The organism is Rhizobium sp. 10N427 (genome assembly GCF_056394605.1).
The window spans coordinates 319,204-334,290 of sequence record NZ_JBFTID010000006.1; the positions used below are offsets into that span (position 1 = coordinate 319,204).

Sequence of the window (15,087 nt, forward strand, 5' to 3'; positions counted from 1 at the left end):
TTCAGTTGCCGTAGCTCAGCGCCTTCTTGGTGTTGGAAATATCCGTCAGGCGCCGCTGGTTCTCCGCCTGCAGCGCTGAGACTGCGCCGTTCATCACACCGATCATCTCGTTCAACGTCAGGCCCGACTGGACCTGGAGCTGGCTGTTCTGATCGATCGACCCCTTGATGTCCTGAGCGCTGCCGATCTGCGACCCTGCTTGCTCAAAAGCGCTCCTTCGCGTTTCGATTGCCTGTTGTGATCCGTTGATCAGCGCTGAAACGCTGAGCACGGAGTTGACGAGCTGCTCGTAGGACTTGTCACCGGAAAAGCTGCTGTTTTCCTTCCCCGACAGGCTTTTCACCAGCTGCAAGCCATTGATGAAAACGGTGGCTGCCTTGGCGATATCGCCGCCCATCGATCCAAAATTGGGAACGCCCTCCTTGAGGATGCGATCAAAGGACGGGATGGAGGAGATGCTGAAGCCGTTGCCGATCGCCAGGTCCTTCAGGGGCGCGGCGGTGCTGCCGCGGTCACCCGTCACCGCCTTCAGCGTATCCTGCACCGTCGTCAGGATGTTCTTGTTGGTATCGAGGATCTTGTCCGTCGTATCCGCGGTCTGCTTGGCGACCGCGTAGTTGGTCTTGTCGATCACCGGAACGTCGGCAAGCGCGGCTGCCGGCAACAAGAACAGGATCAATGTGCACGAGGCCTTGATTATCATTGCAGTCCTCCTTCATTGCGGCTGAAGCAGTAGCCGCACATCGTTGGTATTGGGGCGCTTCTGAATGCAGCCGTTTTGCTCGTCGCTCCACACCAGGTTCTGTCGGGGGTCGCACAAGCCGGTCGTATCGCGCGGCGAGGTATCATTGGACCTGCCGGCGGCTGTCCGTGATGATCCGGAAAGATTGGCTGCCGACATCGCATTGCGAGAATTGACGAGGTCGGCCATCGCCGTCGTCAACTTGATGACGTTGTTCATCATTTCCAGATTGGCGTTGCGGGCCGTCGAATTCTGGTCCCAACTGTCCTGGATCGTACCGGTCTGCATCGCGCCCAGTTGCTGGTACCAACTTGCAACGTTGCCAAGGCTGTCCGACGTCGACGCGCTTGCGCTCATGGCATTGAGCGTCGATGACCGCATGCCGGTATAGGCGGTCTCCCCACCGCCAAAATTGAGGGGAATCCCCGACTTGTCTGAGCCACCGAAGGCCGGCAGCCAGTCCCGCGTGATCGAGGCGACGTAGCCTTGCGTCTCCTTGAACGGCGGAATCCCGCCATACTTGCTGACCGCTCCCGGACCTGCGTTGTAGGCGGCAAGTGCCAGATTGGTATCGCCGCCAAATTTTAGCAGTTGCTCTCTCAGATATCGCGCGCCGCCGCGCAGGTTGTCTTCGATATTGTTCTCGTCAACGCCGAGGCCTGCCGCTGTCGCCGGCATGAGCTGTGTCAGGCCAGTCGCGCCGGCGGCGGACTTGGCGCAGGGATTGAACCGGCTTTCCTGATAGATGAGAGCGAGAAAGAGGCTTTCGTCGACGCCTTGTTCCTGCGCGACCCGACGGGCGAGCCCGGCGATTTCTGGGTTGGCTTGCGCAGCCCCGACCGGATCGTTTTTTTGGCCCGGCCGATACATCGAGCAGGTTACGGATGTGTGGATGGTGTAACGGTCGTGATCCGTGTCTTCGAGATTGCTCGTCGTTTTGTCTCGACGATCTCTTGGGTCGAAATTGGTGCTGTCGATCGTTGGTACGTCGGCCATTGCAGGATAGGGACCAACGCCAAGCCCGCATGCGAGATGCACGAGCACGGCGGTGGCATATGTCGGAGTGCGGCTGCCTCTCACGGTTGCTGCTCCCAGCCGCAGAACCTCGCGAGCCAGCCCATGGGGTCGTCACCGAACTGATCACGAAGCGCTGCGCATTCTTCGACGGTCTCCTTGCGCCCGGAGAGGACCTTGATCAGGTCGGGCATAGACCCGAGGTCGAGCCTGGCGATGACGCTGTCATTGCCGTGCTTAATGAGGAAGGAGCGCTTTTCGGGCGGCGTATTGCGGATGAAGCCGAATTCCTTCGCCGTCAGCCCGAAACGGTTGATGTAGCTTTCCTCGTCGGCGCGGGGGTTCGGGAAATGAATATTGGTCGCCGACTGTTCGATCAGGGTATGGGCCGCCGGCGAGTTCACGATATCGGCAGCCGATTGGGTGCCAAATCCGACAATACCATTCAGTTTGCGGATCGTTTTCATCTTGTCGACGATGAAGTCGCTGAAGGTCTGATCTCGCAGCAGGCGCCATCCTTCGTCCATGAAGATCATCACAGGCGTGCCGTCGAAGAGCTCGTCAAGACGGTGATAGATATACATCAGAGCCGGGGTGCGAACCTCGTCGTTGTCGAGGATGCTCGTCATGTCGAAGCCGAATACGCGGCGGCCGGAAAAGGACAAGACGTCGTGCCTTGCATTGAACAACCAAGCCTTTTCTCCGTCGATCCAGGGCCGAAGCCGAGAATTGAGATCGTTAGGATCGGCACGTGAACGGCCGGTCAGGAGACCGGAAAAGTTGACGAGCGTTCGCTCCGCCACCGGTTCGGACATGATCCGCACGATCGCGCGCTCAAGCGTGTCTTCTTCCTCCTGATCGAAGGCATCCGAGCGATCCTTGCGCAGCATCGCCTTCAGCAAACGGAGGAGAAACTCCCGGTTTTCACCGGAGTTCTCGAGCTGCAGCGGATTGAAACCGGTAGAAGTTCCGGGTGAGAGGATCTCGTAGGAGCCGTTCATTGCCCGGATGAAAATTTCCGCGCCGCGATCCTTATCGAAGAAGACAGCGCGCGGTGAGGGTTTTACTCGGAAGGCCTGGGCCAAGAGAAAGGTGAGGGCGACTGTCTTGCCGGATCCGGTCGGTCCAGTGACGAGGAAGTGGCCGATATCGCGCCGATGAAAATTGAACCAGTAGGGTGTCTGGCTCGTCGTTTCGAGGATGGTGATCGGGCTTCCCCAGTGCGTGTCCTCTCGTTGTCCGGCCGCGAAATTGTGCATCGACGAAAGGCCGGAAAAGTTGGCGCTTGAGAGCATGGCGCGTCGCGCGATATAGGCATGATTGCCAGGCAGTTGCGCCCAGAAGGCCGCTTCCAGGTTGAGATCTTCGCGCAGCCAGTTGATGTTCATGTCAGTAAGACAGGCGCCAAGGTCGGAGACCGACTTGTTGACCCCGTCCAGATCCCGCGACAGGCAGAGGAGCGACAGATGGTGGAAGCCGAAGACGGCTTCCTGGTTCAGAAGGCTGTTCAGCGCGAAATCGATATCGGTTTCGACATCGCTTCCAGCCTCGTCCGAAGCGCCGATCTGTCGCTTCAGACGTGTAATCCGCTCCTGCGCGATTGGCTTGTCTGCAAGCGTGAAGGACTGAGTCAGGATGAATTCGTGGTTCACCTGAAGCAGGCCATCCAACATCCCGGGCCCGGTGAAGGGCGGATATTCCTTAATCGACAGCATCGCGCCGAAGCGGTCGTCTTGCTTAACCGGCCCTTGCGCTTGCATGGTCCGCCTGGAGAAATGCAGCCTCGATGTGCCAACGAAATTCGAAAGCCCCATGCGCGGCAAGCGCATCTTTCGCTGTACTCCGCAGGTGAGGACCGAGTTCAAAAATTCTGCCGGTTCGGAATAGGGCGACCCTTCGATCGAGCGGATGCCGAGCGCTCTTGCGCCATATTTGTTCAAGTCACGGACGATATTGCCGACAAGTTCCTCGAGCTCGTTGATCGTTTCTCGGCTTTGATCAGCTTGCCCATCGCGCCCAGACGCGAGACCGATCAGTCGGCGCGCGCGATCACCTGCGGCCAGTGCGCCGCGCATCCCCGATCGAAGTACCGTAAGATAAAGTTCGTTGGTGAACATGCGCTTGCCGCCAAGCGAGGCCGCATAGCGCCTGTCGAGTTCGGCGCAGAAAGGATCGTCGAACTCACCGTCGATGGATGTATCGACCTGCCGCCGGACAACGGTGGACCACAGCGAAAACCGGCTGGAGCCAAGGGCTCTGATCAGCGTGTTCTGCACGAGCGAACGCATATTGATCTCGGCCTGATCTTCCGTCTGGAAGAAAAGACCGTCCAGCTTGATGACGCTCATGAGCGCGCCGCCATCAAGCTTGATGACGGTGTCTGCAACATGACGCAGATAGGGAATGTGCTTTGCCATGGGCCGTTCGCGGTGGCCAATCGGGCCGAAGCCGAGCTCTTCGCGGATAACGCTCAGCATGGTCAGGGCCCATAGGAATTGGCGCCCCAGAACGTCTTATTCGGCGTTCGGGGCGTCAGGCGGCTGGAGACCTGCAGCGCGTCGAGCACGCGTGCATCCCAGCTACAGAGGGTGAAGAGAGCCGCATAAGCGACAGGCGCCGTAAGCAGTGCCCAAAGTGCGTTGGTCACGAGCCAGGCGATGATCGTCAGGCCAATCACCAGGACGACCGCCATGTAGGGGACGCCCCAGAGCGTGGGTGACCGGGTGAGGCCGATCACCAGCGGGGTCAAGTGAGGCTTGTCATCCTGAGCGGTCGCCATGGATCAGTTCCCGACCGTGGAGATCAACTGATCGACGATCGCGGGCGCCCCGAAGACCAGTCCGATGCCGAGGACGACCGCGCCTGCGGTGAACCAGCTTAGCCGGCCAGCGAATGCGAGAAATCCGAGGCCAATGACGGCAATGATGGCAATGAGCCGACCAAAAGGCCCGGTGATGAAGTCGACGACCGCCTGCACGACCGTCTGGAGGGGCGCAAACGCCTGATTGGTCGCTTGCGCCATGGCAAGATCAGCGGAGGCAAGCTGTACGAGGGCAAATGCGCCAACGATGGCCATACCCTTTACCAGAAGCTTCCGGCGGGGCGATGAGACAGGTTTCATGATCTGCTCCTTTGCTTCAGAATTGCATGACGCCGCTGACGAATTTCGGTGCTCGCGCGCCGATGACGTCGATCGTGGAGGTCTCACTGATTTCGATGGGTGATTTGCCGTCCGCCCTTGCCGTGATCGGGGTGGGAAAACCAAACTGATGGTTGATGACAGAGGAGACATAGCGGACGGTTTCGGGATAGGCCGGCACGCCGCCGCTGTCGTAGACCGCCTGCTCACCCGCATTGTAGGCGGCGGCAGCAATGATCGGGTTTTTGAACTCATCGAGGAGGCGACGCAGATAGCGCACTCCGCCGTCGATATTTGCGACAGGGTCGCAAATATCGGTAATACCAAAGAGCCGTGCCGTCTGCGGCATAAGCTGCATTGGTCCGCGAACGCCTTTGGGGCTATTTCGAACGCGGTCAAAGCGACTTTCCGTCCATGTGACGGCCAACGCAAAGTCCGGATCGACGCTGTACCGATTTGCTGCGATGACCACCAACGTTTTGATTTCTTCGATCGACGCCGGGGAGGGACCGCAGGGTCCCTGAACCGATGTGAGGCCTGGATGAACCGATTCGGTTTCCGTCTTCAGCGGAAATGTGCTGCCTGTAGCAGTATCCGCATCATCGGGGTTCAAACTCGATATTGAACCAAAATAGGTTTTTTCTTGAGAGCGAGGGATAACCCGGCTGACGATGCCTGAACCGTCGATCGCGAACTCTGTAGCATTAATCGAGCGCTTGGCACTCTCTCCAGCTGCAGCGGCATAAAACCGTTCAGAATCAAAGGTCTTTAGGCTCTGCGCATGGATCTTCGGGGCAGAAAGGCATGCTAGCGTTGCGGTGAGGCTGAGGAAAAACCTGTTGAACATAGGGCTACCCGTGCGTTGCATTCGACGGCAAGCGACAGCAATTCTTCCATATTGTCAATTGCAAAATGAACTGAAATAGGTTTAATTATTTTCAGGTAGCCGCTCTCAACTCTAGGAGTGAGATGAAATGGACCGAACAGATTTAGTTCTAAGCACTACCATATGGGCTGTGGCGCTGGCGGCGCTGCTGACCGCGGTGAAGGGCGCCTTCGCAGTGGGCGCGGTCGATCCGGCCTACATCAAATCTCTTACAGCGCCCGGCAAAGCGGTGCTGGTCATTGAATATTATGATGGCGCGAAAACCGTTGTGTCGCGAAAAGGATATGCCTCCTCGACTGGCTTTCGAGCTGCCTCGTCCTTGGACATTGTCGTCGACGGCAAGACAAGCCTGCACCTGTATGGCCTTGAGCCCTGTGCCGGCGACATGGTCAATCGGAGAGAGAACTATTCGGGCTCGTGCGCTGACTTTGCGCAGCAACAGCTCCAGATTCTGTTGACGTCACCGAAGGTGATCCTCTGCCGGGCATTCGTCTCTGAGGAAAATGCGATCAAGCAGGATGTCACGTGCTTCGGATATTACTATTTTCCGGGCGCGCTCGACAGCGTCGACAATCTCGAGGAGGAACTCCTGTCATTCGGTGCCTTGCGGCTTGCGAAGAAGCCGGATGGCACGCTGATGCGTCCGGACTTGGCGGATGCTGAAAGGATCGGCCGCCAGGGGTTTGGGATGTGGGCTGATCCAAGGGTACCCAGATGAAAGGGGATATCGTACGCCTCGCAGCGGCCTGTTGGTTGGGCGCCAGTGCTTATGTGGCCGCTGCTTCCCTTCCGCCGGACATCACTATTATCCACCCCGGCGTAACCCTGGTCTCCGGCGATACCTGGCTCGAAGATGGGAAGCGATACCGGCTATTCGGTGTCCAGTCCTGTTTGCGCGGCACCTGGTTTACAAACGCGACGGGTCAGCGGCTCGATTGCGGCGATGCCTCGATGGCTTTCCTCGCTGCCTTCATCAAGGATACTAATCCGCGCTGCACTCCTTTGGTAATCACATCCGAGCTTGCCTACGTCGTTTGCTCGGCTGCGATTGGCAATCAAACGGTGGATCTCGGCACCGCCCTTGTGGGCAGCGGCTACGCGTTCGCAGCGCTCGACAATCGCGGGCTTCCCGCAAACCCAGCTTATGCGGTTGCTGAGCAACGGGCGAGGGCGGCCAGGGCAGGGCTTTGGCAATTCGCGGATGTGCAGCATCCCGCACTGATTTTGGGACCAGCGGAGTCCCAAAGGAAGGCGCAGAAATGAGGATGAGGCAATGCGGGGCCGTTCTGGCCATTTTGCTTGTCGCCAGCGTGACGCACGCGGCAGATCTTCTGCCGGAAGGGCAAGAGGCCTTGCATCCGACATCGCCCATCCAGCCAATCGTTACATTGACCGGTGACGCATCGGTCATCGACGGCCGGACACTTTGGCTTCCAAGATATGAGCTTCGAGTGCGGCTTGCTGGCATCGACACATGCGAATTGCCGCAATGGGCCTTTGATCCGGACCGTGCCGAGGCAAATGGTGACAAGCTCAAGCCGGTGCCCTGCGGGGCGTTCGCCAAGGCTTGGTTGAAGCGGACGATCGAAAACAGGCGGGTGGAGTGTCGTGTTCTGGCAGGGCGTGATGGCCTGGCCGGACAGTGCCGGGCCGGAGGCCGGGATCTTGCGCTCGGGCTCCTCAGGGTTGGCTGGGCGAGGGCCGTGGAAAACGTGGGCTTGTCGATCGGCTACCATCTGGCTGAAAGCCAGGCGAGGAGGGCGCGCTACGGGATGTGGGCGACGTACGTCCTCGACATGGATGAGTGGCGCGAGAAAGCGGTCGACAAGACTGTCAGCAGACGACCGATCGCCGACTACAATCTTTTGCGTGAAAGGCGCCTCGAAATCTCGCCATCCTTTGCGGACGCCAGGCGCTTGCATAAGCGCACCGACCGCTGACGAACATCTGGGAAAAGTCCATGAAGCACATTTTCGTTGTTATTGTCGCGTTTTTGATTGCGATCTGTCCACGCCTTGCATTTGCCAACGAGTGGGGATGCGAGGTACTGCTGTGTGCGGCGTCGTCCAATCCATCCTGGCACGGGGTACCGGAGTGCCATCCGCCAATGGACCGACTGATCTCGGAGATGAAAAAGCCCGGGTTCTCTTGGCCGACCTGCCCAGAAGGCGCGGCCGGCAAGCCTGGGTATGAAGCATTCGCCGAGTGCCCGGCCGGCTGGTCGCCAACCGCGGGCGAACACGGTCGCGACGGCTTTGCTAACTCGGAGCTGTCACGCTGCACCCGGGCCGTAAGTGACTGTCACGATGGTCGACGTCAGTTTGGAAGGGGCGGCGAGGGCGCGCGAACCGAAGTCAGAGACGGTATTACAAGAGTTTACGACGGAGGTCGGGGATGTGGATACAGGGAATACGTAGCCCGGCCGCGCCGTCAGCAACCCTATTTCTTCGATATCAGAGACCCGCAAACGCAAGTCAGTTCCCGATTCTATTTTGATTTGAGTAAATAGATCGGGGAGAGTTTCGCACCTGCAGCATTGACCGCCCGCATTGGTCGTAGTCGTATCTTGTCGATAGCACGGCCCGCTGCAATATCTCTCGTAAGGCGGGGGAGTTCAGGACCCGCACGGAGGCTCGGAAGTTCGGCCAATGAAGCGGGTCACTTCGGCTGTGATTTTACCTAAAGAGATGTCGTCCAACCCTCTGTCCATCTCGATAACGTTGACGAGCAGGTGCAAAAGTTTCTCCGTCAGGAGATCGGCATCCGGAGCGGTCCATGCGATCAAGGCCTCGCGAGACGAAGCCTCATCAGCAGCCGCTTTGATGAACTCGACGCTCACCGGATCGCCTRATCGCGCCCGGCTTTCAAAGGCAGAAAGCCGGAGCGCGGAACGAATATGTGCGTTTGCGAGCAGTTCCAGTTCGGCTCGGGCCTCGTGGTCTTTATCCATTTTTGACACGTGTTGTAGTGTTGAAGCGGCAGCTGACTTTGAATCGAAAAGCGCTAGGCACCATCGGATTTGTGAAAAGCACATAGCCAATCGCAGCGCGGGTGATATAACTCTCCGCACGGAATTGGGCGGGAATGCATGACGGCTAGGACTGACGAATTTATCAACGAGGCGGGGCTCGAGCCGACGGAGGACCCGAAAGTAGAACGACCTATCTATCGGCGGCCCGGGTTCGCTGGTATCCCCACGCCTCAGGAGATGGACGAAGCGATCGCTGCATCATTGAGACAATTTCGAATCGAGAAGGATCTATCCAGGGCAGAGCTTGCTCTCCTGATTGGCTCGCTGGAGCAGGTCTACGGACGATACGAGCGCGCGATAACGAAACTCCATGCTACGCAAATCCTTCATCTTTGCGAGGTCCTCGGCATCTACCCCGACGATCTGCTTTTCAAGGCCGCTCCTCATATTTGGGGCGCCTCCGAGGAGGAAGCGAACGAGAGGCGTCGGATTACCAAGATGATCCAGTCACTGTCGCCATCGACGCTGCGCACCGTCGCTACTATTTTAGACTCGGTGTTCGCGCTGCAGAAATCCGAAAATGGGACCCCTCTCGATATCGACCTCAAAGAGCCACGATGAGTGTGGTTCAGCATGCTTTTCGGAGTTTTCGCGCCGCGTCGTGAGGAAGTGAGTAGGTTGCTGCCGGGACTAAACATGTCTGCGCCTTTTGTCACTGCGCGCCAGGTGGTCGTAGAGGCGAGAAGGTAGCGCTTGATATACGTATTCGGTCGGGAGCGCTGGCCTTCCCATCTTTCTAATTAGGCGCTGCAAATTCCGAGGGCTATTGCTCGAGGCAATTGTATAAAAGTTGCCGCTGTTCCAAGTCACGAAGGAACTGACAAAGTGATCGCTTAAGGCGTCTGCAATCTGCCGGAGCGTAACCTCGTTTCCGTTCATCCGTGTTAGAACTTCATCTTCCTTGGCTTGGATCTGCTCACTGGTAAAGTGACGGGATTTGAAGCCAAAATCCTTCTGATATTCGCGTCGTCGATACTCAGAGGGATCGATATGTCGGCATTTCTCGACAAGGAGAAGTATACCATCCGGCTTCAAGTGTTGTCGGACAAAACCAATCTGATCCTTCCTGTTCGGTGAATACATTTGGAAGGTCGTGTCCTCCATGATGATGTCGAAGCCGTTTGAGAAGGGACGGAAATCTTCACGGCTCGCGATCACGCTTGGTGTAAGATGGTGGAAGGGACCGTGGAAAAAGAACGCGTGGGGCGGCTTGCCATAGGCGAAGAAGCTACGCTCATTTTCTACGTTCGGGCTGCATGACAGAGACTTCACGTGGCCATTGGCGATCTCACTAATGGTTCGGGCCATTGTGGCTTCGGCGGTCCCAAGGCTGTACAAACTCAGCGGCTCGCTTCGGTCTATGGCGTAGCGCAGAATCGCCGTTCCCAAACGACATTCCTCCTCAAATCTGTAGGGGATGCTGCTGAGGTAGTGCTGGTCGAACGGCCCCTGACGCTTTTCATGGAGCGCTATAAATTGGGCTGTTAATGAACCCCGGCGAAGAAGGCGGCGGTCAACGTCCGGTCGCTGGGACGGCATTCCCGAGCGTCCCGCCGCAGTGGACGAGAAAAACGCAGCAAGTTCGTTAAGCCGAGGCGCACGGTCGCACTCGGCGATGAAATCCGTAAAGTCCTGCATGTCAAAAACGGCCCTTCGCCTGCGCCGCTGCTCCGCCTTCATGACGCGAGACCGCTACTACCTGAAGGAAGTGCGGAGGCGGCTTACTGGTGGGCATTGTGCATGCGCCGTCCGGCCGTCCGCATTCAAAATTTTGATGTACTTTCATAAATTTGATACGAAATTCCACCCTCGATTAACCCGTCTTTGATTAGCAACCATCGGTAAATTACGGTAGCCTTCTATTTTTGATTTTGTGATTAGTGGTAAGGACAATGACAATAGATTTCGACAACGAACATACGAGGTCATCGACGGCCGACGTCGTCGTGCAACGTCACGAACAGTGGCAGGGTTTCAGGGCTGAATTTGTGCGTCGCACCGGCTTGACGCGACAGGAAATCCGGGTCGGGGGTGACATGCATGCAATACTTTTGAATCTCGAGGGCGCGGCCCGATCCGGCGAGAATTTTATCGATGGGACGCGCACGAGCTTTGTTGCCCGGCCCGAGGGCTCTCTCGCCTATGTCCCGCCTGGCCGGACATGGAGCGGATGGGACGACGGTGATGATACTGCGGCCTACCTGTTCCTCGCGGTTGATCGCGCATTTGCCGGACGGTTTTTTGATGATCCGCGCCGATCGGATGATCTTCGGCCGGAGTTGGGGTTTCACGACCTTGCGATCCAGTTTGCTGCACGCAAGATCGCAGCGGAGCTCCCGCGCATCGACCATGCCAGCGGCCTGATCGTCGAGGGCTATCTTACAACCATCTTCGGGCACCTATCCCGGCGGATCAATCATGCCGAACGGCCGATCAAAGGTGGCTTGGCGCCGACTGTCTTGAAGCGCGTTCTCGATCGTCTGGGCGAGGTCGGCGAGAGGGTCACTCTGTCCGGGCTATGTCAAGACCTTGGGATGAGTACGGCACATTTCAGCCGTGCGTTCAAACAGTCGACGGGTGTCAGTCCCCATGCCTATTTCAATCGCAGAAGGCTGGAGCACGCCAGTATGCTCTTGCGCACCACTCCGCGTACGGTCACGGAGATCGCCTTCATCTGCGGCTTCGCAAGCGCCAGTCACCTGTCGACCACCTTTACGCAGGTCCTGGGAGTATCGCCAAATGTCTATCGTTCTGTCTGGGGCAAGAGCGAGAAATAATGTCAAAATCCTGAAAGCTGGAATGGGTGAGCTTGGATAGGCTGTGCAGGAATGGGGGCTTCCTGAACAGCGGACCGGATATGATGTCGTTATCGAGACCTGATCTATGTAGACATTACATGACCAGTGTAGGCGCGTCGGCAACCGGTCGGAATGCCTACTTTGTCATCGTGGCTTGGATGGGCGTGGATATCAGCAACGGTCCTGCCTTCGTCGCTATTCTTCTTGCTGCTGGCAGCGTCGCGGAGTTTCTCACAACAAATCTCGGTGGCATCATCGCCGATCGCTATGAGCGCAAACTCGTTTGCTTGGTGTGCGATGGACTGCGAATGATCCTGATGGCCCTGACCATTCTAGGCCTCTGTCTGCTCAATCCACTGGCTGTTCTAACGGTCTCATGGATTGCCTACTCCGTCATCGACCGAACTTATCTGACGACACTTCAGGCGATGATCCCGGCGCTGGCACCTCCAGATCGCCTCGCGCGCGTCAACTCCATGTCCTACATCAACATGCAGATAGGCAATTTGATTGCGGCCGTCGCTGCCGGCCTGTTGCTGACGATGATCCCGCACGCGCTTTCCCTGCTCCTGCCTTTGTGCTGCTACGTGATGTCGTTCTGCGCGCTATCGGCCCGAGGATTTAAAATCCTAAAGATGACGCCGGCACCGCACCTGAGGATCTGGGACCGGGGCATTTTTCCGACCGCCTTGCCGCCTGAGCCTTTGCGGCTCATCGCGGTTGTTTACGCGCTGATCTATGCGATGGGCATGCTCGTCAGCGTGCTTGCGTCAGCGCTTGTGCTGAGCCAGTTCAGGAGGTCTGCTCTCGAGTTCGGCTATCTCGAAGCGTTCTGGGCGGCGGGATCCATTGTGGGCTGTCTCTATGTGTTTATAGGGGGTGTGCGGTTGCAGAGCCAGGCCGGCCTGCTTCTGATTTCTGGTTCGGTGCTGGCCGTTTTCCTAGTCATCCAGAATATCAATATTGCCTTTCTCCAGATGGCGGTGCTCGGCATTGCGTATAACGTCGCCCGTATCGTCATCGATGTGCATATCCAACAGGTGGTTCCGATCGAAGCGCTGGGGCGCTGTAGGGCTCAATTGCATACCGTATGCGTGGCTCTGGGGCTGCTGACATATGCTGCCGTGGCGACAGCCGGCAACAGCTTCCCACCGGCGACTGTTTTCGGCTTTTTTGGTCTTCTCATGCTGCTGGTCGGCGCCTTACTTATCTTGCGATATAGAGGAGCGGCTGCGTCTCGCAGTTGGTCAGGGACATGAGCGCGGCGTCGTCGATCGATCGTGAGCGGCTTCTCGCTGTGCTGTTCGATCTCTTTCCCTGGTCGCGGGTCTATCGCGATCGCCCGGTCCGAGACTATGCCGCCGCACTCTTTGAAACTCGATCGGATCTCACCTGCTCGACACGCCTTCATGCAAGACACGCTATGTGCCGCTGGATCAGACAGAAAGCAATTAAAGTTGGATTTGATACCGCGAGGGCCGACAGGATTGCCGAAGAAATCGACAGTTTCCCGGTTCTGCAGACAGGGCCGCACCTACATCTGCTTATAGAGCCCGACGCATTCTACACACATATCTTCAGCCTCCTCGGACTCCGAGCGCGCAACGCTACCAGTTATGTGTCTTATGCGTGTTCGACCGTGAAATTTGTCGAAAAGAGCCGCAAGGGACCGGGCTGGCTGCGCCTCGATGGGCAGGCCGTGAACGTCTTCGGCCTCAGCCGCCGCGAGATGATACCCTATAGTGTTTTAGCGCAGAACAGGGACTATGAATTCCGGCTGCAGCCGGCCGATGGTTACACGAGTCATTCACCTGCCATCCAGAAACTTCGCGAGTTCTTGCCGGAAGAGTCTTTTTCATCTGGAGCAGCTGCAATCAAGGCCGCAAACCAGAGATTGTGGCTCGAGTATTTCGATCCCCGCGTCGATTTCCTCCAACTTGATGACGACGACGTGATTGATCTCGTCGTTTCTCATCTGGCTGATCCGAATTCCTGGCTACACTCGAAGTTCTTGGGCGATGCTACGCTGCCGGTGACAATGCTTCGAGCGGTCGATCGGCTTGCGTCGACACCCTGGCGAAACTGGCTGAAGAATAGCACGCATTATTTCTGGGGATGCGATAATGGCCGGATCTATCCGATGCTGCTCGAGGCCGGCATCCTGAAGCCGGCTGACGGCGTTGGCGAAGGGATTGCATTTACGCCCGAGGGACTCATGAGCGGGCTGACCGCAAAGCGGATCGTTCCCAATCTGTTTCTGGTCTTCATTGTGATGGCCATTCTTCCAGGTATAAGGATGCTCGGTGGCAGCCGCCACACTGTCTACTATCCATTGATGCGTTATGCATTCTGTTCGGGGCTAGTAGATAGCGAGCGGGACGATGACCTTCTGCGATCGATACTGCACGATAAGAGAGCCGGAGCGTGGGGGCACCGGGTAATCAGCGATGAAGTTGAACCCTTCGCGCTGCTCAATTCGAGGAACGGCGAGGTGCCCTCCCTGCTGTCGCGCTATGGTGCCAAGACGTTTGACCGCTCCTGCGGTTGCCTCGAAAGCTTCATCGATGACCCCTTATGGGTCGAACTGGCAGCAGCGCTTGCCAACGGAACGGCCAGCACGATGCGTGGTCCATGGGCCTTCGCCTAAGTGGTTGGCACTCGCACTCCGCCACTTCCTGCGTGAGCGGTTGTAAATATTAGAAGTCTTTGAATCTTATCATATTTTGTCTTGAAACATGCCCGCTCCGCGTGTATGTTTCTGGATGAGGCAGTACGTGCTGCCTTGGGGCTTAGTAACCCCTACACGCGGTTGATGCCGACCGATGCGGCATCAAACTCCTTTACCTTTGGTCGAGGAGCCTGTGACGTATGTCCAGGTTCCCCGGAACTAAAGGTCACAGGGCCGTCGTGTACGGTTACTAACTCCCCGATCAACGGGTTAAGTGAGTTTCTTCAGGCGGGGACGTACCGCTTGAAACTCTCTCACGGGGAGTTCGTAATGAACCGTCAATCCGCAGCAAGCCATCGTTCTGCTAGATCGGCCCGGCGCCCGGCAGAGGTCGCACAGACCGATGCTCATCCGGTCGACCGCCATGTCGGCCAGCAGATCCGCATCCGGCGCATCCAGTCGAATGTTTCCCAGAACGATCTCGCCAGGGGGATCGGTGTCAGTTTCCAGCAGGTCCAAAAATACGAAAACGGCCGCAACCGGGTCAGCGCATCGATGCTCTACCAGGTCGCTGCATGCTTGCGCACGCCGGTCTCGACTTTCTTTGTCGGATTGCCCGAACCTGCTGATGGCCAACAACCGTTGGCGGTCGCCGATGTCGACGACCGGATCGCCTATATCTCGACAGCCGAGGGACGCCAGCTGATTGAAAGCGTCCTTCGTCTGTCACCGCGCCTCCGCAGCAAGGTTGCGACGCTGCTGAGCACCATCGCTGAGGAGAACGAACCGGAGTAATCGGAGAGGTCCGG

The 15,087-nt window shown here is 57.6% G+C and carries 16 protein-coding genes; 8 read left to right on the forward strand and 8 right to left on the reverse strand.

The window, feature by feature from the left end:
• Window position 1 precedes the first annotated feature (1 nt).
• The 6 genes from AC1DIJ_RS15870 to AC1DIJ_RS15895 form a co-directional block, all read right to left on the reverse strand.
• Window positions 2-703, reverse strand: a complete 702-nt coding sequence (locus AC1DIJ_RS15870) for a type IV secretion system protein (protein WP_112389230.1) — start codon at window positions 701-703, stop codon at window positions 2-4.
• A gap of 12 nt (window positions 704-715) precedes the next feature.
• Window positions 716-1,738, reverse strand: coding sequence for a lytic transglycosylase domain-containing protein (locus AC1DIJ_RS15875; RefSeq protein WP_112389520.1), 1,023 nt, complete (start codon window positions 1,736-1,738; stop codon window positions 716-718).
• A gap of 80 nt (window positions 1,739-1,818) precedes the next feature.
• Window positions 1,819-4,233: a VirB4 family type IV secretion/conjugal transfer ATPase gene (locus AC1DIJ_RS15880; RefSeq protein ID WP_112389229.1), complete on the reverse strand. Its 2,415-nt coding sequence runs from the start codon at window positions 4,231-4,233 to the stop codon at window positions 1,819-1,821.
• Between the two features lie 2 nt (window positions 4,234-4,235).
• Entirely contained in the window at window positions 4,236-4,535 is a 300-nt protein-coding gene (locus tag AC1DIJ_RS15885; protein ID WP_112389228.1) for a VirB3 family type IV secretion system protein, read from the reverse strand.
• A 3-nt stretch (window positions 4,536-4,538) separates the two neighbouring features.
• Window positions 4,539-4,832 carry a TrbC/VirB2 family type IV secretion system protein gene (locus AC1DIJ_RS15890; protein WP_477831455.1) on the reverse strand — a complete coding sequence of 98 codons (294 nt, stop codon included), beginning with the start codon at window positions 4,830-4,832 and terminating at the stop codon, window positions 4,539-4,541.
• Between the two features lie 61 nt (window positions 4,833-4,893).
• Entirely contained in the window at window positions 4,894-5,742 is an 849-nt protein-coding gene (locus tag AC1DIJ_RS15895) for a lytic transglycosylase domain-containing protein (RefSeq protein ID WP_477831456.1), read from the reverse strand.
• Between the two features lie 127 nt (window positions 5,743-5,869).
• Between AC1DIJ_RS15895 and AC1DIJ_RS15900 the strand changes: the two genes are divergently transcribed.
• Genes AC1DIJ_RS15900 through AC1DIJ_RS15910 form a run of 3 tightly spaced genes read left to right on the forward strand, consistent with a single transcriptional unit; the run spans window position 5,870 to window position 7,721 of the window.
• On the forward strand, window positions 5,870-6,499 hold the full coding sequence (locus AC1DIJ_RS15900) for a hypothetical protein (protein WP_477831457.1): 630 nt from the start codon (window positions 5,870-5,872) through the stop codon (window positions 6,497-6,499).
• The gene (locus AC1DIJ_RS15905) at window positions 6,496-7,044 is read left to right on the forward strand and encodes a thermonuclease family protein (RefSeq protein WP_112389225.1); all 549 of its coding nucleotides are present in this window, start codon (window positions 6,496-6,498) and stop codon (window positions 7,042-7,044) included. Before AC1DIJ_RS15900 ends, AC1DIJ_RS15905 begins: the two co-directional genes overlap by 4 nt.
• A complete protein-coding gene (locus tag AC1DIJ_RS15910) occupies window positions 7,041-7,721 on the forward strand; it encodes a thermonuclease family protein (RefSeq protein WP_477831458.1) in 681 nt (226 codons plus the stop codon). The genes AC1DIJ_RS15905 and AC1DIJ_RS15910 overlap by 4 nt, the downstream gene beginning before the upstream one ends.
• A 674-nt stretch (window positions 7,722-8,395) precedes the next feature.
• Here the strand turns inward: AC1DIJ_RS15910 and AC1DIJ_RS15915 are convergent.
• Window positions 8,396-8,731: a hypothetical protein gene (locus tag AC1DIJ_RS15915; protein WP_477831459.1), complete on the reverse strand. Its 336-nt coding sequence runs from the start codon at window positions 8,729-8,731 to the stop codon at window positions 8,396-8,398.
• Between the two features lie 138 nt (window positions 8,732-8,869).
• On the opposite strand from AC1DIJ_RS15915, the gene AC1DIJ_RS15920 reads away from it, so the two are divergent.
• On the forward strand, window positions 8,870-9,373 hold the full coding sequence (locus AC1DIJ_RS15920; RefSeq protein ID WP_112389223.1) for a helix-turn-helix domain-containing protein: 504 nt from the start codon (window positions 8,870-8,872) through the stop codon (window positions 9,371-9,373).
• A gap of 69 nt (window positions 9,374-9,442) precedes the next feature.
• Here AC1DIJ_RS15920 and AC1DIJ_RS15925 read toward each other — a convergent pair whose 3' ends face one another.
• Window positions 9,443-10,450: a class I SAM-dependent methyltransferase gene (locus AC1DIJ_RS15925; protein ID WP_112389517.1), complete on the reverse strand. Its 1,008-nt coding sequence runs from the start codon at window positions 10,448-10,450 to the stop codon at window positions 9,443-9,445.
• A 254-nt stretch (window positions 10,451-10,704) separates the two neighbouring features.
• Between AC1DIJ_RS15925 and AC1DIJ_RS15930 the strand changes: the two genes are divergently transcribed.
• The 4 genes from AC1DIJ_RS15930 to AC1DIJ_RS15945 all read left to right on the forward strand — a co-directional run bounded on the left by AC1DIJ_RS15930 (window position 10,705) and on the right by AC1DIJ_RS15945 (window position 15,073).
• Complete coding sequence (locus AC1DIJ_RS15930) at window positions 10,705-11,589, forward strand: helix-turn-helix transcriptional regulator (protein WP_112389222.1); 885 nt, start codon at window positions 10,705-10,707, stop codon at window positions 11,587-11,589.
• A gap of 119 nt (window positions 11,590-11,708) precedes the next feature.
• Window positions 11,709-12,869 carry an MFS transporter gene (locus AC1DIJ_RS15935; protein WP_162706023.1) on the forward strand — a complete coding sequence of 387 codons (1,161 nt, stop codon included), beginning with the start codon at window positions 11,709-11,711 and terminating at the stop codon, window positions 12,867-12,869.
• Window positions 12,866-14,257, forward strand: a complete 1,392-nt coding sequence (locus tag AC1DIJ_RS15940) for a hypothetical protein (protein ID WP_112389220.1) — start codon at window positions 12,866-12,868, stop codon at window positions 14,255-14,257. Before AC1DIJ_RS15935 ends, AC1DIJ_RS15940 begins: the two co-directional genes overlap by 4 nt.
• Window positions 14,258-14,608: 351 nt before the next feature.
• Entirely contained in the window at window positions 14,609-15,073 is a 465-nt protein-coding gene (locus AC1DIJ_RS15945) for a helix-turn-helix transcriptional regulator (protein WP_112389219.1), read from the forward strand.
• The last annotated feature ends 14 nt before the right edge of the window (window positions 15,074-15,087 follow it).

Coding starts and splice junctions, on each gene's coding strand:
- AC1DIJ_RS15870 (WP_112389230.1), bottom strand. CDS start 703: ATGATAATCAAGGCCTCGTGCACATTGATCCTGTTCTTGTTGCCGGCA.
- AC1DIJ_RS15875 (WP_112389520.1), bottom strand. CDS start 1,738: ATGGCCGACGTACCAACGATCGACAGCACCAATTTCGACCCAAGAGAT.
- AC1DIJ_RS15880 (WP_112389229.1), bottom strand. CDS start 4,233: ATGCTGAGCGTTATCCGCGAAGAGCTCGGCTTCGGCCCGATTGGCCAC.
- AC1DIJ_RS15885 (WP_112389228.1), bottom strand. CDS start 4,535: ATGGCGACCGCTCAGGATGACAAGCCTCACTTGACCCCGCTGGTGATC.
- AC1DIJ_RS15890 (WP_477831455.1), bottom strand. CDS start 4,832: ATGGCCATCGTTGGCGCATTTGCCCTCGTACAGCTTGCCTCCGCTGAT.
- AC1DIJ_RS15895 (WP_477831456.1), bottom strand. CDS start 5,742: ATGTTCAACAGGTTTTTCCTCAGCCTCACCGCAACGCTAGCATGCCTT.
- AC1DIJ_RS15900 (WP_477831457.1), top strand. CDS start 5,870: ATGGACCGAACAGATTTAGTTCTAAGCACTACCATATGGGCTGTGGCG.
- AC1DIJ_RS15905 (WP_112389225.1), top strand. CDS start 6,496: ATGAAAGGGGATATCGTACGCCTCGCAGCGGCCTGTTGGTTGGGCGCC.
- AC1DIJ_RS15910 (WP_477831458.1), top strand. CDS start 7,041: ATGAGGATGAGGCAATGCGGGGCCGTTCTGGCCATTTTGCTTGTCGCC.
- AC1DIJ_RS15920 (WP_112389223.1), top strand. CDS start 8,870: ATGACGGCTAGGACTGACGAATTTATCAACGAGGCGGGGCTCGAGCCG.
- AC1DIJ_RS15925 (WP_112389517.1), bottom strand. CDS start 10,450: ATGCAGGACTTTACGGATTTCATCGCCGAGTGCGACCGTGCGCCTCGG.
- AC1DIJ_RS15930 (WP_112389222.1), top strand. CDS start 10,705: ATGACAATAGATTTCGACAACGAACATACGAGGTCATCGACGGCCGAC.
- AC1DIJ_RS15935 (WP_162706023.1), top strand. CDS start 11,709: ATGACCAGTGTAGGCGCGTCGGCAACCGGTCGGAATGCCTACTTTGTC.
- AC1DIJ_RS15940 (WP_112389220.1), top strand. CDS start 12,866: ATGAGCGCGGCGTCGTCGATCGATCGTGAGCGGCTTCTCGCTGTGCTG.
- AC1DIJ_RS15945 (WP_112389219.1), top strand. CDS start 14,609: ATGAACCGTCAATCCGCAGCAAGCCATCGTTCTGCTAGATCGGCCCGG.